At 73.3% G+C, this 20,459-nt stretch carries 20 protein-coding genes; 16 read left to right on the plus strand and 4 right to left on the minus strand.

Annotated elements, in window-relative coordinates; genetic code table 11:
- Positions 1-258 precede the first annotated feature (258 nt).
- The 6 genes from ACIPK4_RS29795 to ACIPK4_RS29820 all read left to right on the plus strand — a co-directional run bounded on the left by ACIPK4_RS29795 (position 259) and on the right by ACIPK4_RS29820 (position 6,383).
- A complete protein-coding gene (locus tag ACIPK4_RS29795; RefSeq protein ID WP_402318188.1) occupies positions 259-1,197 on the plus strand; it encodes a TauD/TfdA dioxygenase family protein in 939 nt (312 codons plus the stop codon).
- An 84-nt stretch (positions 1,198-1,281) separates the two neighbouring features.
- The gene (gene ssuE, locus ACIPK4_RS29800; protein ID WP_402318191.1) at positions 1,282-1,908 is read left to right on the plus strand and encodes an NADPH-dependent FMN reductase; all 627 of its coding nucleotides are present in this window, start codon (positions 1,282-1,284) and stop codon (positions 1,906-1,908) included.
- A 43-nt stretch (positions 1,909-1,951) separates the two neighbouring features.
- Entirely contained in the window at positions 1,952-2,992 is a 1,041-nt protein-coding gene (locus tag ACIPK4_RS29805; RefSeq protein WP_402318194.1) for an ABC transporter substrate-binding protein, read from the plus strand.
- A gap of 9 nt (positions 2,993-3,001) precedes the next feature.
- Positions 3,002-3,835 carry an ABC transporter ATP-binding protein gene (locus ACIPK4_RS29810; RefSeq protein ID WP_402318197.1) on the plus strand — a complete coding sequence of 278 codons (834 nt, stop codon included), beginning with the start codon at positions 3,002-3,004 and terminating at the stop codon, positions 3,833-3,835.
- Positions 3,832-4,911: an ABC transporter permease subunit gene (locus ACIPK4_RS29815; RefSeq protein WP_402318199.1), complete on the plus strand. Its 1,080-nt coding sequence runs from the start codon at positions 3,832-3,834 to the stop codon at positions 4,909-4,911. Before ACIPK4_RS29810 ends, ACIPK4_RS29815 begins: the two co-directional genes overlap by 4 nt.
- Positions 4,912-5,030: 119 nt before the next feature.
- On the plus strand, positions 5,031-6,383 hold the full coding sequence (locus ACIPK4_RS29820; RefSeq protein ID WP_402318202.1) for an LLM class flavin-dependent oxidoreductase: 1,353 nt from the start codon (positions 5,031-5,033) through the stop codon (positions 6,381-6,383).
- 45 nt (positions 6,384-6,428) lie between these two features.
- On the opposite strand, the gene ACIPK4_RS29825 is transcribed toward ACIPK4_RS29820, so the two are convergent.
- Entirely contained in the window at positions 6,429-7,349 is a 921-nt protein-coding gene (locus tag ACIPK4_RS29825) for an NADP-dependent oxidoreductase (protein ID WP_402318204.1), read from the minus strand.
- Between the two features lie 37 nt (positions 7,350-7,386).
- On the minus strand, positions 7,387-8,100 hold the full coding sequence (locus tag ACIPK4_RS29830; protein ID WP_402318206.1) for a DUF2470 domain-containing protein: 714 nt from the start codon (positions 8,098-8,100) through the stop codon (positions 7,387-7,389).
- Positions 8,101-8,262: 162 nt separating this feature from the next.
- Between ACIPK4_RS29830 and ACIPK4_RS29835 the strand changes: the two genes are divergently transcribed.
- The 4 genes from ACIPK4_RS29835 (at position 8,263) to ACIPK4_RS29850 (ending at position 11,012) form a co-directional block, all read left to right on the plus strand.
- A complete protein-coding gene (locus tag ACIPK4_RS29835; protein WP_054223200.1) occupies positions 8,263-8,658 on the plus strand; it encodes a cell division protein SepF in 396 nt (131 codons plus the stop codon).
- A 67-nt stretch (positions 8,659-8,725) separates the two neighbouring features.
- On the plus strand, positions 8,726-10,018 hold the full coding sequence (locus ACIPK4_RS29840) for an ATP-binding protein (protein ID WP_402318209.1): 1,293 nt from the start codon (positions 8,726-8,728) through the stop codon (positions 10,016-10,018).
- Positions 10,015-10,404, plus strand: coding sequence for a nucleotide pyrophosphohydrolase (locus ACIPK4_RS29845; RefSeq protein ID WP_402318212.1), 390 nt, complete (start codon positions 10,015-10,017; stop codon positions 10,402-10,404). The genes ACIPK4_RS29840 and ACIPK4_RS29845 overlap by 4 nt, the downstream gene beginning before the upstream one ends.
- Before the next feature lie 122 nt (positions 10,405-10,526).
- Positions 10,527-11,012, plus strand: coding sequence for a DUF6099 family protein (locus tag ACIPK4_RS29850; protein ID WP_402318215.1), 486 nt, complete (start codon positions 10,527-10,529; stop codon positions 11,010-11,012).
- Positions 11,013-11,143: 131 nt separating this feature from the next.
- Here the strand turns inward: ACIPK4_RS29850 and ACIPK4_RS29855 are convergent, their stop codons facing one another.
- Entirely contained in the window at positions 11,144-11,410 is a 267-nt protein-coding gene (locus tag ACIPK4_RS29855) for a hypothetical protein (RefSeq protein ID WP_402318218.1), read from the minus strand.
- 203 nt (positions 11,411-11,613) lie between these two features.
- Between ACIPK4_RS29855 and ACIPK4_RS29860 the strand changes: the two genes are divergently transcribed.
- Positions 11,614-12,537, plus strand: coding sequence for an LLM class F420-dependent oxidoreductase (locus tag ACIPK4_RS29860; protein WP_402318220.1), 924 nt, complete (start codon positions 11,614-11,616; stop codon positions 12,535-12,537).
- A gap of 16 nt (positions 12,538-12,553) precedes the next feature.
- Complete coding sequence (mmuM, locus tag ACIPK4_RS29865) at positions 12,554-13,450, plus strand: homocysteine S-methyltransferase (RefSeq protein WP_402318223.1); 897 nt, start codon at positions 12,554-12,556, stop codon at positions 13,448-13,450.
- Between the two features lie 219 nt (positions 13,451-13,669).
- On the opposite strand, the gene ACIPK4_RS29870 is transcribed toward mmuM, so the two are convergent.
- Complete coding sequence (locus ACIPK4_RS29870; RefSeq protein WP_402318225.1) at positions 13,670-14,092, minus strand: hypothetical protein; 423 nt, start codon at positions 14,090-14,092, stop codon at positions 13,670-13,672.
- A gap of 214 nt (positions 14,093-14,306) precedes the next feature.
- On the opposite strand from ACIPK4_RS29870, the gene ACIPK4_RS29875 reads away from it, so the two are divergent.
- From ACIPK4_RS29875 to ACIPK4_RS29890, 4 genes are all read left to right on the plus strand, one after another.
- Positions 14,307-15,803, plus strand: coding sequence for a 3' terminal RNA ribose 2'-O-methyltransferase Hen1 (locus tag ACIPK4_RS29875; protein ID WP_402318228.1), 1,497 nt, complete (start codon positions 14,307-14,309; stop codon positions 15,801-15,803).
- A complete protein-coding gene (locus ACIPK4_RS29880; RefSeq protein WP_402318231.1) occupies positions 15,800-18,388 on the plus strand; it encodes a polynucleotide kinase-phosphatase in 2,589 nt (862 codons plus the stop codon). The genes ACIPK4_RS29875 and ACIPK4_RS29880 overlap by 4 nt, the downstream gene beginning before the upstream one ends.
- A gap of 206 nt (positions 18,389-18,594) precedes the next feature.
- Entirely contained in the window at positions 18,595-19,062 is a 468-nt protein-coding gene (locus tag ACIPK4_RS29885) for a hypothetical protein (protein WP_402318234.1), read from the plus strand.
- A gap of 100 nt (positions 19,063-19,162) precedes the next feature.
- A complete protein-coding gene (locus ACIPK4_RS29890; protein WP_054226008.1) occupies positions 19,163-20,389 on the plus strand; it encodes an arginine deiminase in 1,227 nt (408 codons plus the stop codon).
- Positions 20,390-20,459 lie beyond the last annotated feature (70 nt).

Genomic DNA, 20,459 nt, shown 5'->3' on the forward strand with positions numbered 1-20,459 from the left:
GGCTCCGTCCCCTCGGCTGCCGTGAGGCCCGTCCGGTGGGCCTGCGGCCTGACTGGCCAGGGCCCACCGGTCCTCGGCCACCCCGCCATCCGGTCAGGGGCCGAGCGGCCGATGCCGCCGCAGCCACCTGCCTCCGGCCGGCCGGTCACCCGTAACCGGCCGATCCGGCCCGGGCCGGATCACCCGTAACCGGCCGGCCCGGGCAGGGCCCCGTACGCCCGTTCCTTCCGCTCCACCCGGCAATCCGAAGGAGTCTTCATGAGCACCGTCGCCCGTACCCAGCAGACCGTCGTCACCCGGATCGGCGGCCGGATCGGCGCCGAGATCGAGGGAGTGCAGCTCGGCGCCGAGCTTCCCGAGGAGGTCGTCGGGGAGATCAGGGCCGCGCTCCTCGCCCACAAGGTCGTCTTCTTCCGCGACCAGGGCCACCTCGACGAGGCCTCCCACGAGGCCTTCGCCCACCTGCTCGGGACGCCCGTCGCCCACCCCACCGTGCCCTCCGCCGACGGCCGTTACGCCCTCGGCATCGACTCCCACCACGGCGCCCGCGCCAACCAGTGGCACACCGACGTCACCTTCGTCCCCGCGTACCCCGCCTTCTCCATCCTCCGCGCCGTCACCATCCCCCCGTACGGCGGCAACACCCTCTGGGCCAACACCGCCACCGCCTACGCCCACCTCCCCGCCCCGCTGCGCGCCCTCGCCGACAGCCTGCGCGCCCTGCACTCCAACGAGTACGACTACGCCGCCCTCAAGCCCGACGCCCTCTCCGAGGCCCTCGCCCAGTACCGCGAGGTGTTCACCTCCACCGCGTTCCTCACCGAGCACCCCGTCGTGCGCGTCCACCCGGAGACCGGCGAACGCACCCTGCTCCTCGGCAACTTCGTCCAGCGGATCAAGGGCCTCACGGGCCGGGACTCGCGCGCCCTCCTCGACCTCTTCCAGGCGCACATCGAGAGCCCCGAGAACACCGTCCGCTGGCAGTGGCGGGCCGGTGACGTCGCGATCTGGGACAACCGGGCCACCCAGCACTACGGCGTCGACGACTCGGACGCGCACGAGCGGACCCTGCGCCGCGTGACGGTGGACGGCGACGTGCCCGTCGGCCCGGACGGCGTCCCGTCCCGGCTGATCACCCCGGAAACCGTCCCCGACCCGTCGTTCGGCATCCCGTCCGGTGCCTCCGCCGGCTCCTGACCACTGACCCCTGATCCCTGTCCCCTGCGACCCCAGCCGCCCCGCCTCACCCGCCCCGTCCGCCACTTTGGCCAAGGAGGCCCCGTGCCCACCCTGCTCGCCCTCTCCGGCAGCCCCTCCCCGCACTCCCGTACCGCCGTCGTCGCCGACCACGTGCTGCGCCGCCTCGCCCACGCCGGGTTCGACACCGCCCACCTCGCCGTCCGTGAGCTGCCCGCCGCCGATCTCCTGTCCGCCCGCCGCGGCGAGCCGGAGATCCGCCGGGCCCTCGAAGCCGTCGCCGCGGCCGACGGGATCATCGTCGCGACCCCGGTCTACAAGGCCGCGTACACCGGGCTGCTCAAGGCGTTCCTCGATCTGCTCCCGCAGGACGGGCTGGCCGGCAAAACGGTCCTGCCGATCGCCACCGGCGGCAGCCTCGCCCACGTCCTGACCCTCGACTACGCCCTGCGCCCGGTGCTCGCCGCCCTCGGCGCCCGGCACGTCACCGCCGGACGGTTCGTCCTGGACTCCTCCGTCGAGCGCGGATCCGGCCCCGACCGGCTGCGGCCCGAGGCGGAACTCGACCTCTTCCAGGCCGTCGACGAGTTCGCCGAGGCCCTGCACCACGGGGCCGTCCCTGCCGCCACCACCTCCGCCACCCCCTCCGCTGCCTCTCCCACCACCTCCTCGCCCGCCCCCTCCTCCGCCCTCGCCACCACCGCCCCGTAACAGCGGCCCCGGCCCACCCACCGCATCCCGGACAAGGAACCCCATGCCCGCAGCCCTCGCCTCCACCTCCACCTCCCGACGCCAGTTCCTGGCCCTGCTCGGCATCTCGGCGGCCGCGGTGAGCTGCGGCACGGCCACCGCCACCGGCGGCTCCGGCGGGTCCGGCAAGCAGGTCACGACCCTGAAGTACCAGGGCGCGGTCGGCGCGGTCACGCTCCCCGAGCTGGCCGCCGACCTCGGATACCTCGGCGGCCTCACCCTCGACTGGGTCGGCAACACCATCAGCGGTCCGCAGGACATCCAGTCCGCCGCCACGGGCCAGACCCACTTCGGCGGCGCCTTCAACGGTGCGATCGTCAAGCTGGCCGCGAGCAAGGCCCAGATCCAGGCCGTCGTCTCCTACTACGGCTCCGACAAGGACACCTACCTCGGCTACTACGTCCTGGAGGACAGCCCGATCCGGTCCGCCCGCGACCTCATCGGCAAGAAGGTCGGCATGAACACCCTGGGCGCCCATGCCCAGGCCCTGCTCGACATCTACCTGGAGCGGGACGGTTTCTCCAAGGCGGACGCGGGCAAGGTCGAGCCCCTCGTCGTCCCGCCCGTCAACACCGAACAGGCCCTGCGGCAGAAGCAGATCGAGGTCGGCGTGCTCAGCGGCGTCCTGCGCGACAAGGCCCTGGCGTCCGGCGGGATACGCCCGCTGTTCAAGGACTTCGAGCTGCTGGGCGCGTTCAGCGCCGGCTCGTACGTGATGACCCGGCGCTTCATCAAGGAGAACCCCGACACCGTCCGGACCTTCACCACCGGCGTGGCCAAGGCCATCGAGTGGTCCCGCACCACCCCGCGCGAGGAGGTCATCGCCCGGATGACGGAGATCATCAAGAAGCGCGGCCGCAACGAGGACACCTCGACCCTCCAGTACTGGCGCTCGTACGGGGTCGCCGAGCCCGGCGGCCGGATCGCCGACAAGGAGTTCCAGCTCTGGCTCGACTGGCTCGGCGGGCGCGGCGAGATCAAGAAGGGGCAGCTGAAGCCCGGCGATCTCTACACCAACGAGTTCAACGGATACGGAAAGGGCTGAGCGGCCGCCATGGCGAAGATCGTGTTCGACTCCGTGACGAAGACCTTCCCGACGAAGGACCGGACCGAGGAGTTCACCGCACTCGACGGCATCGACCTGGAGATCGAGTCGGGCGAGTTCCTGGTGGTCGTCGGCCCCAGCGGCTGCGGCAAGTCCACCCTCCTCGACCTTCTCGGCGGCCTCACCCGGCCCACGTCGGGCCGGATCCTGCTCGACGGCACCCCCGTCACCGGGCCCGGCCTGGACCGCGGCATCGTCTTCCAGCAGTACGCGCTGCTGCCCTGGCGGTCCGCGCTCGGCAACGTCGAGTTCGGGCTGGAGGCGACGGGCGTCCCGCGAAGGGAACGGGCGGACCGGGCGCGGGAGTTCCTGGACCTCGTCGGCCTCTCCGGCTTCGAGGACCGCCACCCGCACGAGCTGTCCGGCGGAATGCGGCAGCGGGTCGCCATCGCCCGCTCGCTGGCGTACGACCCGGACGTGCTGCTGATGGACGAGCCGTTCGCCGCGCTCGACGCCCAGACCCGGGAGTCGCTCCAGGACGAACTGCGCCGGATCTGGCAGCGCACCGGCAAGACCGTCGTGTTCATCACGCACGGCATCGAGGAGGCCGTGTACCTCGGGCAGCGGGTGGCCGTCATCACCTCCCGCCCGGGCCGGGTCAAGGAGGTGGTCCCGGTCTCCCTGGGCGCCCGGGGGACCGGCGCCGGCCTGGGCGCCGGCGCCCAGGGCGAGGACCTGCGCTCCAGCCCGGAGTTCGCCCGCTACCGCCATGAGATCTGGACGCTCCTCCACGACGAGGTGGCGCGCGCCCAGCAGTTGGAGAAGGAGGAGACCCCGGCATGAGCACCCACACCACCCCGGCCCGGGCGGACGCCGCCCCGGTCCAGGCCGCCGCTGCCGCCGCCGATCAGACCGGCGCGGCCACCACACCGGCCGACGCGGTGACCGGGTCCGCCGGCACCGCCCGCGGGGCGGCCACCGCTCCCGCGGCGCCCGTGCGGGCCTCCGCTCCCGCGGCGGAGCCGGCCCTGGAGCCCGCACCGGGTGCGGACGGCGACGAGCCCGCCCGGGCCGCGGACCCCGCCGGGGCCGAGCGGGTCCCCGCCCCGGGAGCCCGGCCGGGGGTCCCCGGACGGCGCCCCGCCAGGGGCGCGGCCCTCGGGCGGTGGCTGCGGGCCGCGGCGCTGCGGTCCGCCGCGCTCCTCGCCCTCATCGCCCTGTGGGAGACCGCGCCCCGGCTCGGCCTCGTCGACGCCACGTTCCTCCCACCGGCCAGCGAGGTCGCCAAGGCCTGGTGGGGACTGCTGCTCGACGGCCAGCTCGGCGAGCACACCCGCGCCAGCCTCGTCCGCTCCTTCGGCGGCTTCGGCATCGCCGTCGTCGTCGCCGTGCCGCTCGGCCTGCTCATCGGCTGGTACCGGCCCGTCGCGGCGCTGCTGGGCCCGCTGCTGGAGGTGTTCCGCAACACGGCGGCCCTCGCGCTGCTGCCGGTCTTCGTGCTGCTGCTCGGGATCGGTGAGACCTCGAAGGTGTCCATCGTCGTCTACGCCTGCGTCTGGCCGATCCTGCTGAACACCATCAGCGCCGTCGGAAACGCCGACCCGACCCTGGTCAAGCTGGCCAGGTCCATGGACCTGTCCACGCCGCGGCTCTTCCAGAAGGTGATCCTGCCCTCGTCCGTACCGGCCATCTTCACCGGCATCCGGCTGGCCGGCGCCGTTTCGATCCTGGTCCTCGTCGCCGCCGAGATGATCGGCGCCAAGGCGGGCCTCGGCTACCTCATCAACGCCTCGCAGTTCAACTTCGCGATCCCCGAGATGTACGCGGGCATCGTCACCATCTCCGCCATCGGGGTGGCCTTCAACCAGCTCCTGGTCACGATCGAACGCCGCCTCAGCGTGTGGCGCGTCCCCGCGTGAGACCCGCGTGACGCCCGCGTCGGCACCCGCCGTGACCCCCGTCTGAAGCCCTGCCCGATCCACGCCCGACGTACCGGGGCCCGCAGCCCCTCCGTCCCTCCGATCCGAGGAACACCGCCATGACCGCACCCCGGACCCTCCACCTCAACGCCTTCCTGATGAACGCCGGCCACCACGACGCCGCCTGGCGCCACCCCGGCAGCAGCCCCGAACGCGTCACCGACCTGCGGTACTTCCAGGAACTGGCCCGCACCGCCGAGCGGGGGCGGCTCGACTCGATCTTCTTCGCCGACGGGCTCGCCCTCTGGGGCAAGGCCCGCTACAACGCCCTCGGCGGGTTCGAGCCGCTCACCCTGCTGTCCGCCATCGCGGCCGTGACCGAGCACATCGGGCTCATCGCCACCGTCTCCACCACCTTCAACGAGCCGTTCCACCTCGCCCGCAAGTTCGCCTCCCTCGACCACATCAGCAACGGCCGCGCCGGCTGGAACATCGTCACCTCCGGCACCGTCGACGAGGCCCGCAACTTCGGCCAGGACGAGCACCTGGAGCACAGCCTCCGCTACGACCGCGCCCGCGAGTTCCTCGACGTCGCCACCAAGCTCTGGGACAGCTGGGAGGACGACGCGATCGTCCTCGACAAGGAGCGCGGCATCTACGCCGACACCGACAAGCTCCACCCCGCCGCCCACCGCGGCGAGTACTTCGGCGTCGCCGGACCGCTGAACGTGCCCCGCTCCCCGCAGGGCCACCCGCTCCTGGTGCAGGCCGGCTCCTCCGAGGACGGCAAGGAGTTCGCCGCCCAGTACGCCGAGGCCGTCTTCACCGCCCAGCAGACCCTCGCCGACGGGCAGACCTTCTACAAGGACCTCAAGGCGCGCCTGGCGAAGTACGGCCGGGCCGAGTCAGACCTGCTCGTCCTGCCGGGCATCGCCCCCGTCATCGGCTCCACCGAGGCCGAGGCGAAGGCCCTGGAGCAGCAGCTCACCGACCTCCAGGTGCCGGAGTACGGCCTCGCCCAGCTCTCCGGCATGCTCGGCACCGACCTCACGGGCCTGCCGCTCGACGGCCCGCTGCCCGAGCTCCCCGAGGAGCGGGACATCAACGGCAACAAGAGCCGCTTCACCCTCGTGGCCGAACTGGCGCGCCGCGACGGTCTCACCCTGCGCGAGCTCATCGCCCGCCTCGGCGCGGGCCGCGGCCACCGCGTGTTCGCCGGTACGCCCGAGCAGATCGCCGACCAGCTGGAGGTGTGGTTCACGCAGGGCGCCGCCGACGGCTTCAACATCATGGCGCCCGTGCTGCCCACCGGGCTCACCGCGTTCGTCGACCACGTCGTGCCGATCCTCCAGCGGCGCGGCCTGTTCCGCACCGAGTACACGGGGGCGACGCTGCGCGAGAACTACGGCCTCCCGCGCCCGGCGAACCGGTACGCCGCCACCGCCAGCGCTGTGTCCGCCGTCGCCGGCTGAGCCCGAGGGCCGCCGGAGTCACACGCTCCGGCGGCCCCGGCGTGCTCAGAGCGTCAGGACGATCTTGCCGCGGGTGCGGCCGGCCGCGCTGAGCTCCCAGGCCTTCGCGGCCTCGGCGAGCGGCAGCGCGTGTTCCACGTTGACGGTGAGGCGGCCCGCGTCGGCGAGTTCGGCGAGGAACGTCAGGTCGGCGGTGTCCGGGCGCACCCACAGCTGGTGCGCGCCCTTGGCGGCGGCCTCGTAGTCCGCGATGGAGACCACCCGGCTGCGCTCCTTGACGAGCGACTGGAGGATCTCGACGGCGCCGTCACCGAAGAAGTCCAGGCCCGCGTCGATGCCTTCGGGGGCGAGCGCGCGGATGCGGTCCGCCATGCCCTCCCCGTAGAGGACGGGCTCGGCGCCGAGCGAGCGCAGGTAGTCATGGTTGTGCGCGCCGGCCGTGCCGATCACGCGCAGGCCGAGGGCGACGGCGATCTGCACGCCGAAGGAGCCGGTGCCGCCGGCCGCGGAGTGGATGACGACGGTCTCGCCGGCCTTGAGGCCGACGCGGGTCAGAGACTGGTACGCGGTGAGGCCGGCCAGCGGGAGGCCGGCGGCCTGCTCGAAGCTGAGCCCGCGAGGCTTGCGGGCCAGGGTCCGCACGGGCGCCGAGACCAGTTCGGCGTACGTGCCGAGCTCGACCCACTCCTTGCGGACGTATCCGTAGACCTCGTCGCCGACGGCGTGGTCGAAGGTGTCGGGGCCGACGGCCTCGACGACTCCGGCGACGTCCCAGCCGGGTATGACGGGGTGGCGGACTTCGAGGATCGGGTCGAGGTATCCGGCGGCGAGCTTCCAGTCCACCGGGTTGACGCCGGCGGCCTTGACCCGGACCAGCACCTCGCCGGGGCCGACCTTGGGCTGCGGTACGTCAACGAGCTGGAGGTCCGCGGGAGTTCCGTATGCGCTGTACGTGATGGCCTTCATGATCGTCCCCAACGGGGACGTGGCCGGGCCTATTCCCTCAGGCCGGCAGGCTGTTGCGGTGCGAGCGCCGCCGGGCCGCGCTGAACAGGGCCTGGATCTGGACCCCGGACTGTTCGACGTCGTCGAGCGGGGAGGGGAAGGGCAGGCGTACGTCGCGGTGGCCGCGCGCCAGTTCCAGGCGCAGGGTGATCCCGTACCGGTCCATGGCCAGCGGCAGGACGCGGACGACGGGCTCGGCGGGCAGGGGCCGCACCAGGCGCAGCAGCAGGGTGACGAGTTCGGCGTGGTCGTCGACGAGGTGCGTGAGCATGCCGGACTCGTACGACGCCAGCGGGTCCGGGCAGGCCGCGTCGAGCTCTTCGAGGCCGATGTGCGAGCGGCCCTCCGCGGTCTCCAGGACGGCCCGGCCGAATTCCATGCAGGTGGAGTCGGCGCCCTCGTCCGAGTAGGGCGTGAGCAGACGGCCCTTGATCGTGACGCGGGCGCGCACGCGGTCCCGTACCGGGGTGGGGGCGATGTCGGTGAACTCCAGCCGGATCGAGGGCCGGGGCTCGCGGTCCCCGCCGGGTCCGGCGGGGTGCAGGTGCAGGCGGCCCATCGGGTCGCCCCCGTCGAGGTGGCGGACCTCGCTGCTCAGCCCGTCGGTGACCACGGTCATCGAGTGCGCGGCGGCCAGGACGGACCGGAGCCGCTCGGCGTCGGTGGGCCGGCCGGCGGCCGGGGTGGCGGGGGCGGCACCGGGCATGCGCATGCGGATCTCTCCATCGTCCTGGGCAAGTGACTTAGGTATGCCTAACCTAACCTACTCTCTTCCGTGGGTGTACCCCCTGTCGCTCGTGTCGTTGTTGGGCTGAACGGGTGAAACGCGAGAGGATGGGGGGATGCACATGAAGCGCACGGCCGAGGCGGCCCGGTGAGCAGGTACGACGTCACGGACGAACAGTGGGAGGGGCTCGCGCAGGTGGTCCCCCTGCGCAGTCGCAACGAGTGGCCCTCCCGGGTGGACCACCGCACGATCCCCACGGCGCCGGGAGCGGTCGCGGCGGAACAGCGGCGCTTCGTCGTGATCCGGGTCCAGGTCTTCGCCGACGCCCGGGAGGTGGCCGAGTACCTGATCGCGCAGATCCCGGTGCTGCTCGACCTCACCGGCGCGGACACCGAAGTGGCCAAGCGGATCCTCGACTTCAGCAGCGGCGTGGTCTTCGGGCTGGGCAGCGGGATGCACCGGGTCGACCGGAACGTCTTCCTGCTGGCGCCCGTCGGGACCGAGGTCGAGGGGATCGCGGCCGCGGCCGTCCCCCGATCGTAGGAAGGTCGCGTCGGCGGAACGGTTCGCCGTGCCCAGCGGGGGTCCGGCGGCCCGTACCGTCCGGCGCATGGACGCCACCCTGAACCCGCCGGGGGCCACGGCCCCCGCGCCCACCGGCTTAGCCGCTCCCGCCGACGCTCCCACCGCCGCAGCCGCAGCCGCAGCCGCCGCCGCTCCCGCCGACGCGGCCGCCCCTGTCGGCCCCGCCCTCGCGCCGTCACCCGCCGGGAGCGCGGTGCAGCACCGGCCCGTCGTGAGCGAGCTGCGGCTCTCCGCCTTCGGGGTGCACCGGGGCGCCGTCTTCGGGTTCGGACCCGTGACGCTCCTCACCGGGCCCAGCGGCAGCGGCAAGTCCCAGGTGCTGGCCGGCTACGAGGCGCTGGCCGGGCTCGGGGGCGGGGCCACCCTGGAGCAGGCGTTCCCCGATCCGCGGGGCCGGATCCCCGACCGGGCCCTGCCCGACGGTCAGGGGCGGCGCGGATTCCGCATCGGCTGCACCGTCGACGGCCCCGCCGGACCCGTCCGCCTCGACCTCGCGGTACAGGCCGAGCCCACGCTGCGCATCGTCGGTGAACGGCTCTCCGTGGACGGGCGGATCCTGCTCGCCACCGCCCTGCGCGACCCGGGCCGACGATCCGTGCAGGCCTCCTGGCTGACCGGCGGCGCCGTCGGCGTCACCCGGGCCCCGCTCCCCGACGACCGGCTCGGCACCGCCCTGCTCCCGCTGCGCGTGGCCGGCTCCACGGCCGGGCAGCGACAGGTCCTGGCGGCAGCCGAACAGGTGGTGGTGGCGCTGCGTTCGGCGTTCCCCTGCGACCCGCACCCCGAGCGGATGCGCGCACCCGTCCCGCCCGGCGAGGGTAGGCTGCTGGGCGACTGCTCCAACCTGGCGGACGTCCTGCGCCGGACCCGTCACGAGTGCGGCACCCGCCACGCGCTGCTGGCCGCGGCGGCGCGGGCCGGCTGCGCGGGCCCGGTGCAGGGGCTGGAGGTACGGGCCCCCGCCCAGGGTCCGGTCACCGCGGTGCTGGACCGCGGCCCCGCCGCGGCCGCCACCGAACTCGGGCGGCTCGGCTCGGGCGAGCTCCGCTTCCTCGCGCTGGCGCTGGTCCTGCTGACCGGCCCGGGGGTGCTCGCCATGGACCCGGCCGCCGAGCTGCTCTCGGCCCGGCAGGCGCTGACCGTCCTCGCCGACGGCTTCGACCGCGGCCTGGACGGCCGGCAGAGCGCCGAACTGCTGCGGCTGGCCCTGCTGTCCTGCGGCCGCGGCCATGTCCGCCTGGCGGCGGCGGTGGGCCGGGAGACGGCGGAGGCCGCCCGTGCGACCCCGGGGGTCACGGTGGTAGACCTGACCGCATGAGCGATACGCGGGACACGGAGCCCTCTCCGGCGGGTCAGGAACGGCTTCACCGACTCCAGCGGCGGCTGGCCGAGTTCGCCGCCGCGCGTGGCTGGGAGCCGTACCACACGCCCAAGAACCTGGCCGTGGCGCTGAGTGTGGAGGCGTCCGAACTGGTCGAAATCTTCCAGTGGCTGACGCCGGAACAGTCGGCGAAGGTCATGGAGGAGCCGGAAACCGCCCACCGCGTGGCCGATGAGGTGGCCGACGTACTGGCGTATCTGCTGCAATTCTGTGAGGTTCTCGGGGTGGATGTGCTGGATGCGCTCGCCGCGAAGATCGAGAGGAACGAGCTCCGCTTCCCGGTGACCGGGCCTCCGGCATCGAATTGTCACTCTTCGGAGTGATGGCGTCGTCCACAACCATGTCTGTGTCCATAGATTTCCGAATACCCCTGGCTTTACTGGCCCATTGCCTTCACTCTGGGTAGTGGGAGAACGGCGGATGTCGTGCGGACGGGGGACGGCATATGGATGCGGTACGGCTCATCGCGGCCGGCCGGCACGCGCTGGCGCAGAGCGGGGCGGCGATGGACATCGTGGGCGAGGCCTGGCAGGCCCAGGCGCTCACACAGGGGATAGGGAGCTGGCTGGCGGTCACCGGGCCGCCGGAGCTCAGATCGGAGGCACGGGGACTGGGTGAAGCGGGGGGCAGAGGCTGCGGGGTGCTCGACACAGCGGCCCTGAGCGGTGAGGGCAGTGCGCCCGACCTCCCGCCGAGAGCCGCACAGCTGACCGGGGTGGCGGATGTCCGCCAGGCCCTGCTCGGACTGCAGGCGCTGCTCGGTGAGGTGGGGATAGCCCTGGTCGGGGTGGCCTGCGCGACGGACGACGAGGGCCTGTACTGGCAGTGCATCGAGTCCATCGACGCGGCCGACGAGTCGAGTGACCGGGTCCGGGGCGTCCTGCGCCGGCTGACGGTCCGCGAGAGGGGGTCCGCCTCCGGCGTGGCCTGAGGGCGTGGCCTGAGGGCGTGACCCGGGGGAGTGGCCCGGGGGAGCGACCCGACGGCGGGCCGGCCGCAAGGGCGGGGCCGCGAAGGCCTGGTCCGAGGGTCCCGTCGCGCGCGGGCGGGGCCCGCACGTTTTCAGGACGACCGGGGGGACGGGCGCTCCTGCCCAGGGGGCAGGCTGCCCGGGTCCAGGGGCGTGCCGGGGGCGCGGTCCGTGGAGGACTGGAGGTCGGCGTCGAGCTGCGACAAGTCGGCGTCCAGTGCCGCCATCAGCTCTTCCATCTGCTGGAGCAGGCCCTTCGGCGCGCCGCCCCGGGCGGCCGCCGCGGGCTCCTGACGTGCTTGGTCGTGTGCTGCCTGTCCGGTCTGTCCGGTGTGCTCGGGCACGGACTCGTGGGACATGGCGGCCTCCTCGGCCCTGGCCCTTCCGAGGCGGAAGGGGGCGGTGGACGCACCTCGGCGAAAGGCCGCCGGCGCGCGGGCCGGGCGGTCCGGCTCCGTCCGGGCCAACGATCCCCATCGGGGCCGGTCACTGGCCGGGCGCGGGCGGCCCGTCCGGTTGACGCGGATTCACCCTGCCGGGGCGGGAGGGGCAGGATGGAGTCATGGATCTCCGTATTTTCACCGAGCCCCAGCAGGGCGCGAGCTACGACACCCTCCTGACCGTCGCCAAGGCCACCGAGGACCTGGGCTTCGACGCGTTCTTCCGGTCCGACCACTACCTGAAGATGGGCTCGGCGGACGGCCTGCCCGGCCCCACCGACGCGTGGATCACCCTCGCGGGCCTGGCCCGGGAGACGCGGCGGATCCGGCTCGGCACGCTGATGACGGCCGGCACCTTCCGGCTGCCCGGCGTGCTCGCCATCCAGGTGGCCCAGGTCGACCAGATGTCCGGCGGGCGGGTCGAACTCGGCCTGGGCGCCGGCTGGTTCGAGGAGGAGCACAAGGCGTACGGCATCCCCTTCCCGGCGGAGCGGATGGCGCGGCTGGAAGAGCAGCTGGCCATCGTCACCGGCCTGTGGGCGACCGAGCCCGGCGCCACGTTCGACTACGCGGGCACCCACTACCAGTTGGAGAAGTCCCCGGCGCTGCCCAAGCCGGCCCAGGCCAAGGTCCCCGTGCTCATCGGCGGCCACGGCGCGAAGCGGACCCCGCGCCTGGCCGCCCGGTACGCGGACGAGTTCAACATGCCGTTCGCGTCGGTCGCGGACAGCGAGCGGCAGTTCGGCCGGGTGCGCCGGGCCGCCGAGGAGGCCGGGCGCGGGGCCGACGAGCTCGTCTACTCCAACGCCCTCGTCGTGTGCGTCGGCAGGGACGACGCCGAGGTGGCCCGCCGCGCCGCGGCCATCGGCCGCGAGGTGGACGAGCTCAAGGCCAACGGCCTGGCCGGCTCCCCGGCCGAGGTCGTGGAGAAGATCGGTGCCTACGCGGCCGTCGGCAGCTCCCGCGTCTACCTCCAGCTGCTCGACCTCGACGACCTGGACCACCTGGAGCTGATCTCGGCCCAGGTGCTGTCCCAGCTCGGCTGAGGGAGGCGAAGCAGTCGTGCCCCGCGCGTCCGGACCGCTCGCCGAAGCCCTGGCCCGCAGGACCGTGCTCCTGGACGGCGGGCTGAGCAACCAGCTCGCCGACCAGGGCTGCGACCTGTCCGGCGGCCTCTGGTCGGGCCGGGTGCTCGCCGAGCGGCCGGACCAGGTGGCGGCCGCCCACACCGCGTACGCGCGGGCCGGTGCCGAGGTGCTGATCACCGCTAGCTACCAGGTCGGGTACGAGGCCTTCGCCGCCCGGGGCCACGGCCGCGCCGCGACCACCGCCCTGCTGCGGCGCAGCGTGGAGCTGGCCGCCCGGGCTGCCGAGGTCGCCGACCACGAGGTCTGGGTCGCGGCCTCGGTCGGCCCGTACGGGGCGGTGCTCGCGGACGGCTCCGAGTACCGGGGGCGGTACGGGCTGGGCGTGCGCGAGCTCGCGGACTTCCACCGCCCCCGCATCGAGGCCCTGCTCGCGGCGGACCCCGACGTCCTGGCCCTGGAGACCGTCCCGGACGCCGCCGAGGCCGAAGCCCTCCTCGGCGTCCTCGCCGGGACCGGCGCCCGCGCCTGGCTGAGCTACACCGTGGCCGGCGGCCGCACCCGCGCCGGCCAGAACCTCCCCGAGGCCTTCGCCGTCGCCGCGGCCCCGGAGATCATCGCCGTCGGCGTCAACTGCTGCGACCCGGCGGACGTGCTGCCCGCCCTGGAGGCGGCGGCCTCCGTCACCGACAAGCCGCTCCTGGCCTACCCCAACGACGGCTCCGTCTGGGAAGCGGCCACCGGCACCTGGCACGCCCCGGTGGATCCGGCCCCCTGGCCCACGGGCGCCTGGACCGCCGCCGGGGCCCGCCTGATCGGTGGCTGCTGCCGCATCGGCCCGGCCCGCATCGCGGAACTGGCCACCGGCCGATAGCCGAGCCCCGACCCTGAGCCCCCAGCCCCCAGCCCCCAGCCCCCAGCCCCGAGCCCCGCGCCCCCGGCCCCGCGCCCGGGCCCCCGGCCCCCGCCCCGCGCCTCGGGCCCCGCCCCGAACCGCCCGGCCCTGGGCCCGACCCCGGGCCGAACCCCGGCTCCGCCCCCGCCCGGCCCGCGGGCCGGACAGCGGCCCGGCCCGCGGGGCGCCGGAGTCCTTTTACAGGCCCCTGCGGTCCCAGCGTTCGCCGAGCACCCCGCCGCCCGACGCGACCAGCGCGGTCATCTCCTTCTCGACGGCCGCGAGTTCGACGGGCCGGTCCATCACGGCCAGCTGTTCGCTGTAGTGGACCAGTGCGGTCAGGAGCAGCTGGGTCCGGTCGGGCTCCAGGTCGCACATCCGGCGTGCGGCGGCCACGGACTCGGTGCGCAGCGCGAGCGCTATCTCGGGCCGGTGGGCGAACTCCCACTGGCTGTACTGGAACAACGCGACCGCGAGTAGCGGCAGATAGGCCAACGGACTCACCCGGACCAGAACGCGGTAGGCGGCGACCTGCTGCCCCACCGGCAGCGTCCCCGATCCGAGGAGCGCCACCCGGGCTCGCAGCACAGCGTCGTGATTGATGTTCTCCGTGGGATTCATGAGAGAGATTCTGAAAGCCGCACGGGGGGCCAAACAAGGGCAATCGGCTGTGCTCTCGGTCCTACGAAAACCGCCTCTGACCTGTCATGATGGATACGTCTTCACCTCCGCGCCCGGATTCCGGCGGCCGGCTCGCCGCCACAGCGCCCGCGAGCCCGCCCGGGTGGACAAAACCCGTTGGTCCGACCGTGGGCGCCCGCACATACTCGAGCGCATGTTCCTGACGATCACCACCACCGGCACCGTCGCGGACCCGGCGACTGACCTGGGCTTTCTGCTGCACAAGCACCCCGGAAGGGCGCAGGCGTTCGCCACCTCCCACGGCAGCGCCCACGTGTTCTACCCCGAGGCCACGGCCGAACGCTGCACGGCGGCGCTGCTGCTGGAGGTGGACCCCGTCGCACTCGTGCGGCGCGGCCAGGGCAAGGGGCGCGGCGGAGCACCCGACGCCGCACTCGCGCAGTACGTCAACGACCGCCCGTACGCGGCCTCCTCGCTGCTCGTTGTCGCCCTGGGCAAGGTCTTCCGCAGCGCCCTGGCCGGTCAGTGCGCCGCCCGCCCCGAGCTGCCGGAGCAGGCCCGTCCGTTGCGGATCGAGATCCCGGCGCTGCCCGCACGCGGCGGTGCGGCGCTGGTGGACCGGCTGTTCGGGCCGCTCGGCTGGGACCTCGTACGGGCCGAACCGCTGCCGCTCGACGAGCAGTTCCCCGAGTGGGGGGACTCCCGGTACGTACGGCTCGTCCTGGAGGGCGAGCTGCGGCTCGCCGACGCCCTGCGCCAGCTCTACGTCCTGCTGCCCGTCCTCGACGACGCCAAGCACTACTGGGTCGCCCCCGACGAGGTCGACAAGCTGCTGCGTGCCGGCGACGGCTGGCTGGCCGCACACCCCGACAACGGCCTCATCACCTCCCGTTACCTCGCCCGCCACAAGCGGCTCACCCGGGACGCCCTCGACCGCCTGGAGCTGGTCCGCCTCGCCGAGGCCGACGGCAGCGAGGTCGAGGAGATCGACAACGCGGTCGACGAGGACAGCGACACCGAGGAGCGGCCCGTACCCCTCGCGGTGCAGCGCCGCGAGGCGATCCTCACCGCGCTGCGCGCCGCCGGCGCGGCCCGTGTGCTCGACCTCGGCTGTGGGCAGGGCCAGCTGGTCCAGGCCCTCCTCAAGGACGTGGCGTTCACCGAGATCGTCGGTGTTGACGTGTCGATGCGGGCTCTCGGCACGGCCGCCAGGCGGCTGCGGACGGAGCGGATGGGGGAGCGGCAGAGCAGCCGCGTGCAGCTGCTCCAGGGGTCGCTCGCGTACACCGACAAGCGGCTGGCCGGCTACGACGCGGCCGTGCTCAGCGAGGTCATCGAGCACCTGGACCTGCCGCGGCTGCCCGCCCTGGAGTACGCCGTGTTCGGCGCGGCCCGCCCCCGCACGGTCCTCGTCACCACACCCAACGTGGAGTACAACGTCCGCTGGGAGACCCTGCCCGCCGGGCACGTCCGGCACGGGGACCACCGCTTCGAATGGACCCGCACCGAGTTCCGTGCCTGGGCCGCGAAGGTGGCCGGACGGCACGGGTACGCCGTGGAGTTCACCGCGGTCGGCGACGACGACCCGGAGGTCGGGCCGCCGACGCAGATGGCCGTCTTCACTCAGATCACCGCGGACACCGCCACCGCCGCCACCACCGACACCCCGAAGGAGGGCGAGGCAGCATGACCAGCACCACCACCAGCACCACCAGTACGACCAGCACCACCACCGAAGGCAGGCGACGCGTACTTCCCGTCACCGACCTGTCCCTCGTCGTCCTGATCGGGGCCACCGGATCCGGGAAGTCCACCTTTGCCCGCCGGCACTTCAAGCCCACCGAGGTCCTCTCCTCCGACTACTGCCGGGGCCTGGTCGCCGACGACGAGAACGACCAGAGCGCCAGCAAGGCCGCCTTCGAGGTCCTCCACCACATCGCCGGCAAGCGGCTGGAGGCCGGCCGTCTCACCGTCGTCGACGCGACCAGCGTGCAGCCCGAGGCCCGTCGGCAGCTGGTGCAGCTCGCCCGTCAGTACGACGTCCTGCCCATCGCCATCGTCCTCGACCTGCCCGAGGAGGTGTGCGCCGAACGCAACGCCGCCCGCCCCGACCGGGCCGGACTGCCCCGCGCCGTCATCCAGCGGCACCGCCGCGACCTGCGCCGGTCGCTGCGCGGACTGGAGCGCGAGGGCTTCCGCAAGGTCCACGTGCTGCGCTCGGCCGAGGAGGCGGACAACGCGGAGGTGGTGCTGGAGAAGCGGTACAACGACCTCACCCACCTCACGGGCCCCTTCGACATCATCGGCGACATCCACGGCTGCTCCTCCGAGCTGGAGACCCTGCTCGGCAAGCTCGGCTACGAGGACGGCGTCCACCCCGAGGGCCGTACCGCCGTCTTCGTCGGCGACCTCGTCGACCGCGGGCCCGACAGCCCCGGCGTACTGCGCCGGGTCATGGGCATGGTGGGCTCCGGCAACGCCCTGTGCGTGCCCGGGAACCACGAGAACAAGCTCGGCCGCCACCTCAAGGGGTCCAAGGTCCAGCGGACCCACGGGCTCGCCGAGACCATCGAGCAGCTGGAGCGCGAGCCGGAGGAGTTCGTCCGCGAGGTGCGGGAGTTCATCCGCGGCCTCGTCAGCCACTACGTCCTCGACGGCGGCAGGCTGGTGGTCTGCCATGCCGGCCTGCCCGAGAAGTACCACGGGCGCACCTCCGGCCGGGTCCGCTCGCACGCCCTGTACGGGGAGACCACCGGCGAGACCGACGAGTTCGGCCTGCCCGTGCGCTACCCGTGGGCCGAGGACTACCGCGGCAAGGCGGCCGTGGTCTACGGCCACACCCCGGTCCCGGACACGGCCTGGATCAACAACACCATCTGCCTGGACACCGGCGCCGTCTTCGGCGGGAGGATGACCGCCCTGCGCTGGCCGGAGCGCGAACTGGTCGACGTACCGGCCGAGAAGGTCTGGTACGAGCCGCTCAAGCCGCTCGCCGCCGAGGCGCCGGGCGGACACGAGGGGCGGCCGCTCGACCTGGACGACGTCCAGGGGCGCCGGATCGTCGAGACGCGGCACCTGGGCAACGTCACGGTGCGCGAGGAGAACGCGGCGGCGGCCCTGGAGGTCATGAGCCGCTTCGCGGCGGACCCGCGGCTCGTCCCGTACCTGCCGCCGACCATGGCGCCCACGGCCACCTCGCACGAAGAGGGCTACCTGGAGCACCCGGCCGAGGCGTTCGCCCAGTACCGCAAGGACGGCATCGCCCAGGTCGTCTGCGAGGAGAAGCACATGGGCTCCCGCGCCACCGTCCTGGTCTGCAAGGACGCCGACGCGGCCCGGGCGCGCTTCGGAGTCGACGGGCCGACCGGCTCCGTCTACACCCGTACCGGACGGCCGTTCTTCCACGACCCCGACGTCACCGAGGAGGTGCTCGCCCGGCTGCGCGGGGCCGTCACCGACGCCGGCCTGTGGGACGAACTGGGCACCGACTGGCTGCTGCTGGACGGCGAGCTGCTGCCCTGGTCGCTGAAGTCCACCGGCCTGCTGCGCAACCAGTACGCCGCCGTCGGCGCGGCCTCCCGCGCCGTCTTCCCGGACGCCCTGGCCGCGCTGGCCGAGGCCGCCGGACGCGGCGTCGACACCGGCGACCTGCTCGCCCGCCAGCGGGACCGGGCCGCCGACGCCGAACGCTTCACCGACGCCTACCGGCGCTACTGCTGGACCACCGACGGGCTGGACGGCGTACGGTTCGCGCCGTTCCAGCTCCTGGCGGCGGCCGGGCGCTCGCTGGCCCGCGTACCGCACGACGAGCAGCTGTTCTGGCTGGACCGGCTGGTCGCGGCCGACGAGGCCGCCGGCACCGGGCTGCTGCGGCGCACCGCCCGGATCCTGGTGGACACCGCCGACGAGGACTCCGTGCGGGCCGGTACCGACTGGTGGCTGGAGCTGACGGCCGCCGGCGGCGAGGGCATGGTCGTCAAACCGCTCCAGGCGTACGCCCGGGACGGGAAGGGCCGCCTGGTGCAGCCCGGCGTCAAGGTGCGCGGCCGCGAGTACCTGCGGATCATCTACGGCCCCGAGTACACGCGACCGGAGCAGTTGGAGAGGCTGCGGCAGCGGTTCCTGGGGCACAAGCGCTCCCTGGCCCTGCGCGAGTACGCGCTCGGGCTGGAGGCCCTGGACCGGCTGGCGGGCGAGGAGCCGCTGTGGCGGGTGCACGAGGCGGTCTTCGCGGTGCTCGCCCTCGAATCGGAGCCCGTCGACCCCCGGCTGTGAGGCGGGGCCGGGCGTGCGGCGCCGCAACGACGTAAAGGGGGAGCCCCTGTGCGGCCCCGAATTAGGTCGTTCGGGGGAACTTTCCCGGGGAACGCCGGGAAAACCACCGGCGGGATCGTTCATCCAGGGCAGCGGAATGTCCGCGACCCTGGAAGGACGGAACGTCACTTATGAAGATGACCGCGCGCGGAAGCATTGCGGCACTCATGACCTGTATGGCTGCGGCCGGCGCGGCCACCCCGGCCGTGGCCGACGCGGTGCCGGTGGGTGTCCCCCTGGAGGCCGTGAAGACCACGCTGGGCGTGGACACCCCGCGCGTCGCCACCGCGGTTCCGGTACCGGTCGTCGGCGCTCCGGAGGCCCCCCGGTTCCACAAGGGCGATCTGCTCCCCAACCCGGTCCTCCCGGTCGTGCCGATCACCACCGAGCTCGGCAGCACCCTCGTCGGCGCGCCGGTGCCCAACCTGCTCGGCGACCCCAAGACCGACGGCGAGGGCACGCTGGAGGCCCCGGCCACCGATCTGCTCACCCGCACCCCCGGAGCGGTCGTCGGCGCACCGCTGACGACGCCGAACGGGGCGAACCACGGCATCCCGGACCTTGCCACGCCCAAGCTCGGCCTGACCGCTCCGGAGCTGATCGGGGCCCCGTCGGCGCTCCTCGGTCTGCGCTGACACCGCCGGGGACGCGGGGGCCGCCGGGGCTGCCGGTCGTGCCGGGCCTCCTGAGCGAACGCCACGTCAAAAAGCCGTCCGGTCTGCGAACGTGTATGCCATGGGATTCCATGTCGACTCCGAGACCGGGCGGCTCCGCCGCGTCATCCTCCACCGGCCGGACCTGGAGCTGAAGCGGCTCACACCGAGCAACAAGGACGCACTGCTCTTCGACGACGTGCTGTGGGTGCGCCGGGCCCGGCAGGAGCACGACGGCTTCGCCGACGTCCTGCGCGACCGCGGTGTGGAGGTCCACCTCTTCGGCGACCTGCTCACGGAGGCCCTGGAGATCCCCGAGGCCCGACACCTCGTCCTGAACCGGGTGTTCGACGAGAAGGAGTACGGACCGCTCGCCACCGACCACCTGCGGGCGGTCTTCGACGGCCTCCCGGCGACCGGGCTGGCCGAGGCGCTCGTCGGCGGGATGACCAAGCGGGAGTACCTGGAGCGGCACGCCGAGCCGGTCTCGGTGCGCTTCCACGCCATGGAGCTGGACGACTTCCTGCTGGGGCCGCTGCCCAACCACCTGTTCACCCGGGACACCTCCGCCTGGATCTACGACGGGGTGTCCATCAACGCGATGCGCTGGCCGGCCCGGCAGCGCGAGACGGTGCACTTCGAGGCGATCTACAAGCACCACCCGCTGTTCACCGCCTCGGGGGCCTTCCACTACTGGTCGCAGGGGCAGGCGGACTACCCCTCGACCATCGAGGGCGGGGACGTGCTCGTCATCGGCAACGGCGCGGTGCTGATCGGGATGAGCGAGCGCACCACGCCGCAGGCGGTGGAGATGCTCGCCCGGGGCCTGTTCGCCGCCGGGTCGGCGAAGACGATCGTGGCGCTGGACATGCCGAAGCGGCGGGCCTTCATGCACCTGGACACCGTGATGACGATGGTGGACGCGGACACGTTCACCCAGTACGCGGGTCTCGGCATGCTGCGCTCCTACACGATCGAGCCGGGCGAGGGCCTCCAGGAGCTGAAGGTGACCGACCACCCGCCGGAGCACATGCACCGGGCGATCGCGGCGGCGCTGGGGCTGGACTCGATCCGGGTGCTGACCGCCACGCAGGACGTGCACGCGGCGGAGCGCGAGCAGTGGGACGACGGCTGCAACGTGCTGGCCGTCGAGCCCGGGGTGGTGGTGGCGTACGAGCGGAACGTGACGACCAACACACACCTGCGCAAGGAGGGCATCGAGGTCATCGAGATCCCGGGCAGTGAGCTGGGGCGTGGCCGGGGCGGCCCGCGGTGCATGAGCTGCCCGGTCGAGCGGGACCCGGCCTGACCTGGAGGGAGCTGGAGGACGGCAACCGAGGGGGCTGTATATCAATACGTGGGATCGTATAGAGTTCCAA

Origin of the sequence: Streptomyces sp. NPDC086989, from assembly GCF_044745505.1 — a bacterium.
Classification (GTDB): domain Bacteria; phylum Actinomycetota; class Actinomycetes; order Streptomycetales; family Streptomycetaceae; genus Streptomyces.